This is a genomic window from Citrobacter sp. Cpo103, assembly GCF_030332605.1.
GTDB lineage: Bacteria > Pseudomonadota > Gammaproteobacteria > Enterobacterales > Enterobacteriaceae > Citrobacter > Citrobacter portucalensis.
On record NZ_JAOWHO010000029.1, the window covers coordinates 373,951 to 385,748 of the forward strand.

At 51.2% G+C, this 11,798-nt stretch carries 9 protein-coding genes; all 9 read right to left on the bottom strand.

Going from position 1 to position 11,798, the window contains the following annotated elements; genetic code table 11:
• On the bottom strand, window positions 1-1,590 hold the full coding sequence (yejF, locus tag OGX89_RS10495) for a microcin C ABC transporter ATP-binding protein YejF (protein WP_125112611.1): 1,590 nt from the start codon (window positions 1,588-1,590) through the stop codon (window positions 1-3).
• A gap of 1 nt (window position 1,591) precedes the next feature.
• Complete coding sequence (locus tag OGX89_RS10500; RefSeq protein WP_125112610.1) at window positions 1,592-2,617, bottom strand: ABC transporter permease; 1,026 nt, start codon at window positions 2,615-2,617, stop codon at window positions 1,592-1,594.
• Window positions 2,617-3,711, bottom strand: coding sequence for a microcin C ABC transporter permease YejB (locus OGX89_RS10505; RefSeq protein WP_003834575.1), 1,095 nt, complete (start codon window positions 3,709-3,711; stop codon window positions 2,617-2,619). The genes OGX89_RS10500 and OGX89_RS10505 overlap by 1 nt, the downstream gene beginning before the upstream one ends.
• On the bottom strand, window positions 3,712-5,526 hold the full coding sequence (locus OGX89_RS10510) for an extracellular solute-binding protein (RefSeq protein WP_003834571.1): 1,815 nt from the start codon (window positions 5,524-5,526) through the stop codon (window positions 3,712-3,714).
• Between the two features lie 100 nt (window positions 5,527-5,626).
• Window positions 5,627-7,186: a cyclic di-GMP phosphodiesterase gene (locus OGX89_RS10515; protein ID WP_125112609.1), complete on the bottom strand. Its 1,560-nt coding sequence runs from the start codon at window positions 7,184-7,186 to the stop codon at window positions 5,627-5,629.
• Between the two features lie 167 nt (window positions 7,187-7,353).
• A complete protein-coding gene (gene mepS / locus OGX89_RS10520; protein ID WP_003834567.1) occupies window positions 7,354-7,923 on the bottom strand; it encodes a bifunctional murein DD-endopeptidase/murein LD-carboxypeptidase in 570 nt (189 codons plus the stop codon).
• 413 nt (window positions 7,924-8,336) lie between these two features.
• On the bottom strand, window positions 8,337-9,050 hold the full coding sequence (locus OGX89_RS10525; protein WP_125112608.1) for a phosphatase PAP2 family protein: 714 nt from the start codon (window positions 9,048-9,050) through the stop codon (window positions 8,337-8,339).
• 33 nt (window positions 9,051-9,083) lie between these two features.
• Complete coding sequence (locus OGX89_RS10530; RefSeq protein ID WP_003834563.1) at window positions 9,084-10,070, bottom strand: CobW family GTP-binding protein; 987 nt, start codon at window positions 10,068-10,070, stop codon at window positions 9,084-9,086.
• Between the two features lie 119 nt (window positions 10,071-10,189).
• Complete coding sequence (locus OGX89_RS10535) at window positions 10,190-11,656, bottom strand: mannitol dehydrogenase family protein (protein ID WP_003834561.1); 1,467 nt, start codon at window positions 11,654-11,656, stop codon at window positions 10,190-10,192.
• Window positions 11,657-11,798 lie beyond the last annotated feature (142 nt).

Below are 11,798 nucleotides of genomic sequence, written 5' to 3' on the forward strand. Positions count from 1 at the left end.
TCAGCTTAGCGCGAGCAGCTGACGCGTATAGGCTTGCTGTGGCGCGTTAAATACGTGCTCGCATTGCCCTTGCTCCACGACCTCTCCCTGACGTAGCACAATAACCTGATGGCATAACGCGCGTACTACGTGCAAATCATGGCTGATAAAAATATAAGCTAGCCGATGCTTTTCCTGTAAGGACTTTAACAACGTCAGGATTTGCGCCTGTACGGTCCTGTCGAGCGACGATGTTGGTTCATCCAGAATGATCAGGGAAGGTTTGAGAATCAATGCTCTGGCAATAGCAATGCGTTGGCGTTGCCCACCAGAAAACTCCGCAGGATAACGATGTCGCGTTTCGCTATCCAATCCCACTTCCGCCATCACCGCTTTCACCTGTGCCTCGCGTTGTTCGGCTGACAGGGTAGGCTGATGAACGCGCAACCCCTCCTCGATAATCTGTAGCACGCTCAGGCGTGGGTTTAGCGAGGAGTTGGGATCCTGAAATACCACCTGAATACGGTGACGGACCGGCAACAGCTGGCGTCGATTTAAGGTATGCAATGCCAGACCATCGAACACAATGCTTCCCTGCGAGGTGATTAGCCGCAGAAGCGCCAGTCCGGTAGTGCTTTTTCCGGAGCCTGACTCTCCAACCAGCCCCAGCGTTTCACCGGGCCGGAGGGAAAAACTGACGTCGTTAACGACGACGTTATGGTCCACCACGCGTTTCAGGATACCTTTGCGGATAGGAAAGGCGACGCGGAGTTTTTCTACCTCCAGCAGCGGAGCTTGCCCAGCAGGTACAGGCACCGGATCGCCGGAAGGTTCGCTGTTTAACAATTTCTGCGTGTAGGGATGCGTTGTAGCAGCCAACAGCTGTGCTGCTCGATTTTGCTCAACGCACTGGCCGTTTTGCATGACCGCCACGGTATCGGCCAGCTTTTTCACAATGCTCAGGTTGTGGGTGATGAACAGTAATCCCATGTTCAGCTCGCGCTGTAGTTCTCTCAGCAGTTGCAGGATCTGTGCCTGGACGGAAACGTCCAGCGCGGTGGTCGGTTCATCGGCAATAAGCAACTCCGGTCGTGTTAGCAACGCCATGGCGATCATCACGCGCTGGCGTTCACCGCCGGACAGCTGGTGCGGGTAATCTGCGAGACGTTTGGCTGCCTGACGGATGCCAACGCGATCCAGGCAGGTCAGGATTTCTGCCCGCGCCGCCTCCCGACGCATTCCCCTATGCAGCGACAGCACTTCATAAAGCTGTTTTTCCAGATTGTGGAGCGGGTTCAGTGACACCATCGGCTCCTGGAAAATCATGGCGATTTTATTCCCCCGTACGCCGCGAAGCGTCTGCTCGTTGGCGTGAAGTAATGATTCACCATGAAAACGGATGTCCCCGGAAGGGTAAACTACCGGAGGAGACGGTAACAACCGTAGGATAGAAAGCGCGGTCACGCTTTTACCCGAGCCAGATTCACCCACCAGCGCCAGCGTTTGTCCGGCATCAACCCGTAGTGAGAGGGCATTGACTACGGTGCGCACGGTCTCTTGTTGACGAAAACCTACCGATAAATTCTCAATGGCTAACAGAGGTTGTGTCATTTTAAATCGCCTTGTTGGGATCAAACGCATCGCGTACCGCTTCACCAATAAAGATCAGTAGCGATAGTAGCAGGGCAACGGAGATGAACGCGGTGATGCCAAGCCACGGTGCCTGCAGGTTGTTTTTACCCTGCAACAGGAGTTCTCCCAGTGATGGCGAGCCAAGCGGTAAACCGAACCCAAGAAAATCCAGTGAGGTCAGAGTAGTTATCGAGGCGCATAAAATAAACGGTAAAAAAGTCAGGGCCGCGACCATCGCGTTGGGCAGCATATGACGCAGAATAATACTGCGATCGCTTACGCCTAGCGCTTGAGCGGCTCGAATGTAATCAAAGTTTCGGGTACGTAAAAATTCCGCGCGCACCACGCCAACCAGGCTCATCCATCCAAACAATACGGTAATGCCCAGCAGCCACCAGAAGTTAGGCTGGACCACACTCGACAATAGAATGATGAGAAACAGCGTTGGCATTCCTGACCAAACTTCAATGAATCGTTGCCCCCACAGATCCACCTTGCCGCCATAATAGCCCTGAATTGCGCCAGCCATAATGCCCATCACGCTCGAACAGAGGGTGAGCATTAGACCAAACAAGACAGAAATACGTGTGCCGTAGAGGATGCGTGCCAGTACATCACCGCCGTTAGCGTCTGTTCCCAGCCAGTTTTGTGCGGAAGGCGGGGAAGGGAAGGGCTTATCGGTGGCAAAGTTAATGCTGGTGGCCCCAAAGCGTATTGGTGCCCACAGGATCCAGCCCTGGTTTTCTAGGCGCTGTTGTAGCCACGGGTCCTGAAAATCAGCCTGAGTCGCCAGCGGTCCGCCGAAGTCGCTTTCACTGTAGTTTTTGAACAGGGGGAAATACCAGCTATTGTCGTAGCGCACCAGTAGCGGCTTATCATTGGCAATCAGTTCTGAACACAGGCTAAGGCCGAACAGCACCAGAAAAATCCACAGCGACCAGTAGCCGCGACGGTTGTGGCGAAAGCGCGCCCAGCGGGCCTGATTGACGGGGCTTAATCGCGACATTAGCGTCCCTCAAAATCAATACGAGGATCGACCAGCGTATAGCTGATGTCGCTGAGGATATTCAGCAGCAGACCGATCAGGGTGAAGATATAAAGCGTGCCAAACATTACCGGGTAGTCGCGTGATACGGTAGATTCATAACCCAGCAATCCCAGGCCGTTAAGTGAGAACATCACTTCAATCAGCAGTGAGCCGGTAAAAAACATGCTGATAAACGTTGCCGGGAAGCCGGCGATCACCAGCAACATGGCATTGCGAAACACATGTTTCCACAGAATATTTTTCTCGCTGACCCCTTTAGCGCGTGCGGTGACGACATATTGTTTGCGCACCTCATCCAGAAATGAGTTCTTGGTCAACATAGTCAGCGCGGCAAACCCACCAACCACCGTCGCCAGCACCGGCAGGGTAATATGCCAAAGGTAGTCGGTTACTTTCTGATACCAGGGCAGGGAGTCAAAATTGGCGGATACCAGCCCGCGAAGCGGGAACAGGTCGTAGTAGCTTCCCCCGGCAAAAAAGACGATCAGCAAAATGGCAAACAGAAAGGCCGGTATGGCATAGCCGATAATAATAAATGCGCTGCTCCAGACATCAAACCGGCTGCCGTTATGCACCGCTTTGCGGATCCCAAGCGGTATCGACACCAGGTAGATGATGAGCGTACTCCACAGCCCCAGCGTGACGGAAACAGGCAGGCTGTCTTTGATAAGCGTCAGCACCGAGGCGCTACGAAACAGGCTGTCACCGAAATCGAAACGAATGTAATCCCAGAGCATTTTGAAGTAACGCTCATGAATGGGCTTATCGAACCCATAGCGGCGAGTGATTTCGGCGATCACTTCCGGGTCCAGACCCCGGCCGCCTCGATAATTACTGTCGCTGATGTTACCCACGCCGGTTTGCGCGTGGCTGGCACGAACGCCTTCGCTACCCGCGCCGGGTAATGCCCCGCTTTGCCCGAACTCAATGGCGGCGACGGCCTGTTCAACTGGACCGCCGGGGGCTATCTGCACGATAAAAAAGTTGATGGTGATGATGGCCCAAAGCGTTGGGATCACCAGCAGCAGACGTCGAATCAGATAAGCGCCCATTTATTCTCCCTGCCGCCTGGCTGCGGGCAGCTTCGCCGCTTTGTTGACGTCATACCACCAGTTGTCGAGGCCAATAGTATAAATTGGGCGAATAGCAGGATGTGAAAATTTATCCCACCATGCAATGCGATCCTCTGCCATAAACCACATAGGCAACATGTAGTAGTTCCAGGTTAATACCCTGTCCAGCACCCGGCCCAGTGGGATCAATTTGGCTTTATCGCCTTGCGCCGCGATGATTTGGTCGATCAGTTTATCAATCACCGGGCTTTGTACGCCGGGGGCGTTGTAGCTGGAATCAATATATTGAGAGGCCCACAGAATTTGCAGGTCCGAACTCGGCCACGGCATCGCACGATACAACCTCGGCATCATGTCATAGTCGCGACTGCGCAGGCGGTTCGTGATTTGTGAGTTATCCACCTGGCGGATATTCATGGTAATACCTAAGCGTTGCAGGTTGTGCTGGAACGGCAGCACCCACTGACTGTTGCTGCCCGCAGGGAGCAACAGTTCAAAGCTCAGAGGTTTACCGCTGGCGCTGTTTACGCGCTGCTGACCCTTTAGTACCCATCCGGCCTGTTCCAGTAAGGCATCGGCTTTCAACAGGTTGTCGCGGTCGTAGCCATCGCCTTTTGATTTTGGCGGCTGATAGATTTGGCTAAAGACCTCAGGGGGGAGATCCTTTTTCAAGGGCGCGAGTATCACCAACTCATCCGCGTCGGGGTATTTTGTCGCGGCATATTCGGTATTCTGAAAATAGCTGTTGGTCCGGCTCCAGGCATTATAGAACAGCGCTTTATTCATCCATTCAAAATCAAAGGCCAGCGTGATGGCTTCCCGCACCCGTCGGTCGCTGAATACCGGACGCTGAATATTAAATGCCAGCCAGCGGGTATCCTGCGCGGACTCGTTTTTTTGCTCATCTTTGATGATGTAATGATTCGCGAAATTTTTCCCGGTATAACGCGTCGCCCAGTTTTTGGCATCATTTTCAAGACGCAGATCAAACGCACCGGCCTTAAACGCTTCAAAGGCGACGTTATCATCCAGATAGTAGTCGTAGCGGATGGTATCAAAGTTCCAGCGTCCACGATTGACGGGCAGATTAGCGGCCCAATAATCTTTGACGCGCGAATAGACAATATACTGGCCCATCTTCCATTTGGTAATGCGATAAGGGCCGCTGGCGAGCGGTGGCGATGATAAGGGATCGCTGAGCTTATGATCTTTCCAGTACTTCTCTGGCATCACGGGTAATGAAAACAGGCTGAGCATGTCCTCTTTACCCGGTTTGGCTAATTCAATGCGTACGGTTAATGGCGCGATGGCTTTTACCGTTGTTCCCTTGTAGACCAGACGAAACTGCGGCACGCCTTCAGTCATAAATTTGTGGAAGGTGAATGCGACGTCGCGGGCGGTAATGGGTGAGCCATCGTGAAAACGCGCGCGTGGATTAATGGCAATTTCTACCCAGGAATAGTCGTCAGCATAGCGTGCGCTGTCGGCAATGAGCGGGTAATAGCTACCAGGTTCATCGTCAGAGGTGGTAAACAGCGTATCGTAAAGCGTTTCGGTACGTGCGCCGGGGTTACCGCGCATTGCATAGCGGTTGAAGTTGTCAAATGTGCCAATGGCGGACAGGGTGATTTGACCACCTTTAGGGGCTGCGGGATTAACATAATCGAAGTGATTAAAGTTAAATGCGTACTTCGGCTCACCCAGTACGGCAAAAGCATAGCTTTCTTTGATGGATTGCGCCTGGGCGCTAAACCCGATGAGGGTAATAAACAGTAGCAGTACGCGAGGGATCATATAAAAGTGATTTCCTTTTCCTGCCACAACCCGACGGGCATCATGCCTGAAAGATAAGGGATGTAGCGGCGAGTGAGAGTATATGAATCGCATACTGCGATCACCACGTCGGCTTATTGGGCTGTGCCATCCAACGCACAAAATCAGCAAGCTGTAATGGTCGGCTAATCCAGTACCCCTGGAAAAAATGCACCCCACGATCGCGCAGCCAACGGGCTTGCTCAGGAGTTTCTACCCCTTCCGCAACCGTCAGCATATTAAGACGTTTAGAAAGTGTCAACACGGCGTCCAGTACCGGAGAAGTCAGTGTTTCCGTCCCAATGGCGTTAATAAATCCGCGATCGATTTTCAGGTAGTCAACGGTAAAGCGTTCCAGATAAATAAGCGCGCTATGGCCGGTGCCAAAATCATCAATCGCAATTTCAAAACCTGCGGAATGCAGCCATTCAAATAGCTTTGTGGCCTCGTGCTGATTGAGCATATCTCGTTCTGTGATTTCCAGTACTATCTGAAAATAGTTTGCGGGAAGCGAGGCCTGTAGGTGGCGAATGTCGTCTTTAAACGTCTCGCCATGCAGATGTGATGGCGCGATATTGATCCCTAATTTTGCCCCAGCGGGTAACACTTTTTGCAGTGTCGGGGCATCCTGGGCGATCAACCTAAAGAGATGCTGAGTCAGTGGGACGATCATTTTCTGTGATTCAGCGTAATGAATAAAGGCATCCGGTGGGATCTCGCCCGTTGTTGGGTGATTCCAACGTAACAGGACCTCGACGCCTTTCACTTCCAGCGTTTGCATCTCTACGACGGGCTGGTACACCACATAAAACTGGTTATGTTTGATGGCGTTGAGGATATCTTTGCCTGGGCGTAAACGGATGCTGTAGATGTAGTACCAGAGGAGAAGGGAGGCAATAATCCCGGCCATACATCCCAACAAAATAGAATACCAGACGTCGGTATAGTTCCACTCTTGTGCGTATAAGCGAATTTTAAGCGGGATCCCTTCAAGAGTGGCCTGCCGCCAGGAGGTATGAGGAAGAGCGGAGACATCGATGATTCGCGATGAGAATGTCGAAATTGCGGTATTACCGACGATAATAGCAATACCGTCAAAATCATCCTGCCGGGCGGTATAGAGTAGGTAAGGCGCCAGATTGATATTCAGTGAGGTAAATACGCCGCTATCATTGAACGACGCGTTTCGGTGCCAAATCATGATCGCTGGTTTGTCCGGCATCATGGGCGTACCGGGAAGTAATTCCACATCAATATCTCTGCTGATATCGAGGTTCGGGATCAAATCTAAAATCGGAGTGAACATGGAACCTGTTGCGGAAGAGCAGAAAGCGATGCCGTCTTTTACCAGTAAGAAAGCGCGAACGTTCAGGCTAAAGGCTGCACTGGAGGTCAGTTTAGCGCTGACTTGTTGGCAACTGTTGGCAACCAGCGGCTGAAGGGCATCGGTGGTGGTTTTGAGGTCGGTGAAGTAGCTGCTGACGTAATTCTGGATATCGGCAAGGAGCGTGTCGTACTTAACTTCTCGTTTATGCCAGGTGACGAAAAACTGCAGGGTACTCACGAGTATTGCGACGATAAGCCCCGTTAACATACAGGAAAGCAGGATTTTCCGACCGGATGAAGAAGAGCGTCTGAACATAGATCCTTATTTTACCTGATTTAACCGCTTACTCTGTATGAATATAACCTGAAATGACTCATGTTGTGAGATTTTTCTTAGTCGCAGGGGGAAACAAAAAAGCACCGCCGAAGCAGTGCTTTTGGAATGTCTCATCAGGATAGCCAAGGGATAGCTGCCAAACGAAACTAACTGCGGCTCAGAACCCGGCGAGCTTCGTTGTAGCGTTTTTTCCAGTAAGGCTCGTTCATGCTGGAAATGATAACGCCACTGCTGGTCGAGGCATGTACAAACTGGTTGTTACCGATATAAATACCGACGTGACGGCCGGTAGAGCCAGCACGGAACAGAACCAGATCGCCTGTGCGCAGATTAGTGCGCGAAACGGATTTTCCCGTTTCCTGCTGTTCATAGGTTGAGCGCGGAAGCTCTAAACCAAATTGCTCGCGGAATGTACGCTGCACGAAGCTTGAGCAATCAATACCTTTTTTGGTGCTGCCGCCAAGGCGGTAACGCACGCCTTTCCAGTCAGCATACTGGTCCATAATACGTGATTTAACATCGATATTACGTACCATATTTTCAAATTCATCCTGAGAGGCTTGCAGTGAAGAGTTATCTCCATTGCCCACAGCATGCGTCTCAGAATGCATATTCTTGGCGGTGTTCGTTGTGCTACATGCAGAAAGCAGAACCGCAACTGCTATCGCGGGTATGCCCCGCAAGATATATCTCAAAATCGGTTGAGATTTGACCATTTTGTTTGTTTTCCCTTGAAGTCCTTAACGATAAATATCGTTATAAAAAATGCCAAACGTGACGAGACTAATTACCATCGCACGATGAGACAATTCCTTAAGGTCAAATCTGTGGCAGAACGCACAAATTTATTCTGAAAGGGAATAATTATCCCGCGAGGCAAAACGAGTTCGAGATTACCCGATCGTTCCGGCCAATGCGAGTGATTTTACGTGATTTCTTATAAGAAAAATTGATACAGAAAGTGAATAAACGGCATTGTCTAAATTAAGAACAATCAGGGTAAAAAATACGCAACCTACTCATTTTAAACATGAATAAGATGACAAGGGAATGACAATCAGAATGATGAAATATTGCCCGGCATCATCAGGGAATCAGAAGTATCCCTGATGATGTTAATTACTCTGCGTTATTTGTTTAAAAATTGTTTGTTTTTGCCGGGGAGATAATTCACGAACAGAGTGACTAATCGGTCACTTAATGGCGTCATTAGCCACCAGGGAAGGCCAATCAAGACCACCGTCATGGAACCAACCACGATATCAGTGAGCCAGTGAGCGCCAATCATTACGCGTGGAAAGGCAAAAACCACAACAATAATAAGGCCGATTATTCCTGCGACTTTTCCGAAATAACGCAGCATAAATGCGGAAAAAATAAGCAGCATCATGCCGTGATCGCCAGGAAAACTGTCTCTCGACGCATCTTTGGTCGGAATATGCAGCAGTTCGCTGACGCGATAAATATTATCCAGCATCAGGGTCGGGCTGGCGCGTTTAACGGGAATAAGCGCCTGGCCCAGCTGATTTAATACCACTGCGGTGAGCAGCATAACCAAACCGATAGCCACAATACGTCGGCGACCTTCCGACGTCTCTTTGAGCCAAAAGTGCAGCATCAATGCGCCCATAGCCAGCAATGAGCAGCCATCAAATGCCCGATTATTGGTAATAGCAACAACCCATAAGAACAGTGGGCTTTCCACCAGTTTATGATTAAAGAAGCGGAAAACGCCCGTATCCAGTGAAGACCATAACCCATGCCCGACTGGAATATACCAGGACATAAACAGTGCCAGGCCCGCAATATTTAGCAGGAGGATTGAAGGGTATCGGGTTTTCATCGTCGTTTACCATTGCTAAAAACGAAGGCAACCTTACGCGCTAGCGTCTAAACGAAGTCTCAACAACGCGCTCTGTAACGCATTCCAGTCGGTCTCGGTATCGGCGATGAGTTCAATACGGCTATCGGGTGGTGCGACGTTTTGCGTCTCTATATGCCAGTCGTCTCCCTGGCGGTTAATGCGTACCAGTCCTTCTTTAATACGCATTACCCCCTTCACGCGTCCAACAGGAGCAAGACGCGACCATTCCAGCAGACCGATGGTATCGAACACTGTATCGGCGTCAAAAATCCAACCGCAGGCCTGATGGCCCTGACCGCTGTTCAGGCTACGACGCCAGCGCTGCTGTGCGGGTAAGCTCAACGCTGCCAGCCCCTTTTTGTTGGCATGGCTATGGGCGTGCTCCGCGCTTGCAGGAAGCTCCGCCAGGTTTAGTCGGGGCAAATCCAGTAGCTGTCCGTCAATTTGCCCATGGTCGGCATGAACTAACTGGCGATTACCGCCGTAGTGTTGCCACCAGCTTTGCAGGGCGTTTTCGCTTTCCGTCGTGGCACGGTCGGTTTTGTTGGCAACAATGATATCAGCGGCGGCCAGCTGATCGCGGAAATTGTCATTGGCGACGCTTTTCTCATCCAGTAACAGGCGAGGATCAAGGATACAGAGGGTTGCGCGCAGATCGATCCACGGCTCATAAACCGGTGCAGTGAGTAAATCCAGAATCTGTTTGGGATGCCCGAGGCCAGTGGGTTCAATCAGCAGACGGTCGGGTTTTCCCTGACGCAGCAGCGTATTGAGGCCAACCTGCATTGGCAGGCCGTTAACACAGCACATACAGCCGCCGGGGATCTCTTTTAGCAGCGCACCGCTGTCGGCCAGCAACGCGCCATCAATGCCAACTTCGCCAAACTCATTAACCAGCACGGCCCACTTCTCAGCAGGATCTTTGTTTGCCAATAAATGAAGAATAGAGGTGGTTTTGCCACTGCCGAGAAAACCGGTGATGAGATTGGTTTTAGTCACATTTACTCCAGAATCATAAATTACCGTAATGGCATTTAACAATCCTGGCGAAAAACGGGGAAAAAGAGAAGGGGGGAGAGGACGAAGAGGCGCTTCGTCCTGCTTAATGGCAGAAATCGTTAACTTTTTAACGTCTCAATGACAGCCTGATGCGCACCGTATTGGGCAATGCGTTGCCAGGCCTGCTGAATGGCCGCGACAAACTGCGGATTCTGTACGAGATCGGTGGCGAAAATCTCGCGCAGCGAAAGCAGGGCGTTGACGCGTTCTGACTCTGTGCTCTGTTTAACCAGAGCGGCAATTTTCTCACTCAACGGGTCACGAACATCAATAGCGGTGCCTGAATCATCCACGCCGCTCACATAACGCATCCAGCCTGCGACGCCGAGCGCCAGCAGTGGCCACTCACTTTGGCGGGCTAAATGTACGCGGATCCCTTCCAACATGCGCTGGGGTAATTTCTGGCTACCGTCCATCGCGATTTGCCAGGTTTTATGTTTCAACGCTGGGTTGGCAAAACGCTCCAACAGGCTTAGGGCATACTGGTCTAAATCCACATCGGTAATTTGCAGCGTAGGTGCCTGTTCGTTGAGCATCAGGCGGTAAGCGGCTTCACGAAAAGCGCTGTCCTGCATACAGTCGCTGATGTGCTGAAACCCGGCCAGATAGCCGAGATAAGCAAGAAACGAATGACTGCCGTTCAGCATCCGCAGTTTCATTTGTTCCCACGGCAACACATTTTCGACCATCTGGACGCCCGCCGTTTCCCATTGTGGGCGGCCACACACAAAATTATCTTCAATCACCCACTGGATAAACGGTTCGCAGCTGATTGCGCAAGGATCGGCAACCCCCAGCTCGCGGGCAATTTCGGCCAGTGACTCTTCAGTGGCGGCAGGGACAATGCGGTCGACCATGGTGCCTGGGAAACTGACATGTTCCTGAATCCAGGTTGCCAGTTCTGGTGAACGTTTCTCCGCCATTCCAAGGACGGCGTTTTTTACCACATGACCATTGTCCGGGATGTTATCGCAAGAGAGGACGGTAAACGGCTGTAGCCCGCGTTCACGTCGGCGGTGTAGGGCTTCAACAATAATTCCGGGGGCAGAGTGCGGTTCAGTCGGTGTTTGCAGATCGTGAGCAATACGTGGATTACTGAGGTCTAACGAGCCTGTCGCCGGATCGATGCAGTAGCCTTTTTCTGTGATGGTTAGCGAGACAATAGCCACCTGAGGTTCGCAGAATTTTTCGATAATGGCCGCCAGCGAATCCAGCCTGGCGTTGAGACATTCGTTGACGGCGCCGATAACAATTGGCTGGTTGCCGTTGGCCCCTTTTTCCAGCACGGTAAATAAATGATCCTGTTCGCGCAGTTGGCTCATCAGTCGATCGCCGCTGAACAGACTGATCTCACAAATACCCCAGTCTCCACCCTGCGCATTCAGCACCCTGTCGGTTAGTAACGCCTGATGGGCGCGGTGAAAAGCACCGAAACCAAAATGCACAATCCGCGTTTTTAATTGCTGGCGGTCGTATTGCGGAATCATGACATTTTCCGCCAGTGGCGCTGAGGCAATAGTTTTCATTTAATACACCTGATTAACCATAAATTAACAATGGCAGTATAAAGTTATATGACAACAAATTGAATTGGTGTGCCTCATTTATCCGGGGAATGTGAGCTTGATCAACCAATCATCGGCAATGTGTTGATCGGTTGACGGATGC

Coding starts and splice junctions, on each gene's coding strand:
- yejF (WP_125112611.1), bottom strand. CDS start 1,590: ATGACACAACCTCTGTTAGCCATTGAGAATTTATCGGTAGGTTTTCGT.
- OGX89_RS10500 (WP_125112610.1), bottom strand. CDS start 2,617: ATGTCGCGATTAAGCCCCGTCAATCAGGCCCGCTGGGCGCGCTTTCGC.
- OGX89_RS10505 (WP_003834575.1), bottom strand. CDS start 3,711: ATGGGCGCTTATCTGATTCGACGTCTGCTGCTGGTGATCCCAACGCTT.
- OGX89_RS10510 (WP_003834571.1), bottom strand. CDS start 5,526: ATGATCCCTCGCGTACTGCTACTGTTTATTACCCTCATCGGGTTTAGC.
- OGX89_RS10515 (WP_125112609.1), bottom strand. CDS start 7,186: ATGTTCAGACGCTCTTCTTCATCCGGTCGGAAAATCCTGCTTTCCTGT.
- mepS (WP_003834567.1), bottom strand. CDS start 7,923: ATGGTCAAATCTCAACCGATTTTGAGATATATCTTGCGGGGCATACCC.
- OGX89_RS10525 (WP_125112608.1), bottom strand. CDS start 9,050: ATGAAAACCCGATACCCTTCAATCCTCCTGCTAAATATTGCGGGCCTG.
- OGX89_RS10535 (WP_003834561.1), bottom strand. CDS start 11,656: ATGAAAACTATTGCCTCAGCGCCACTGGCGGAAAATGTCATGATTCCG.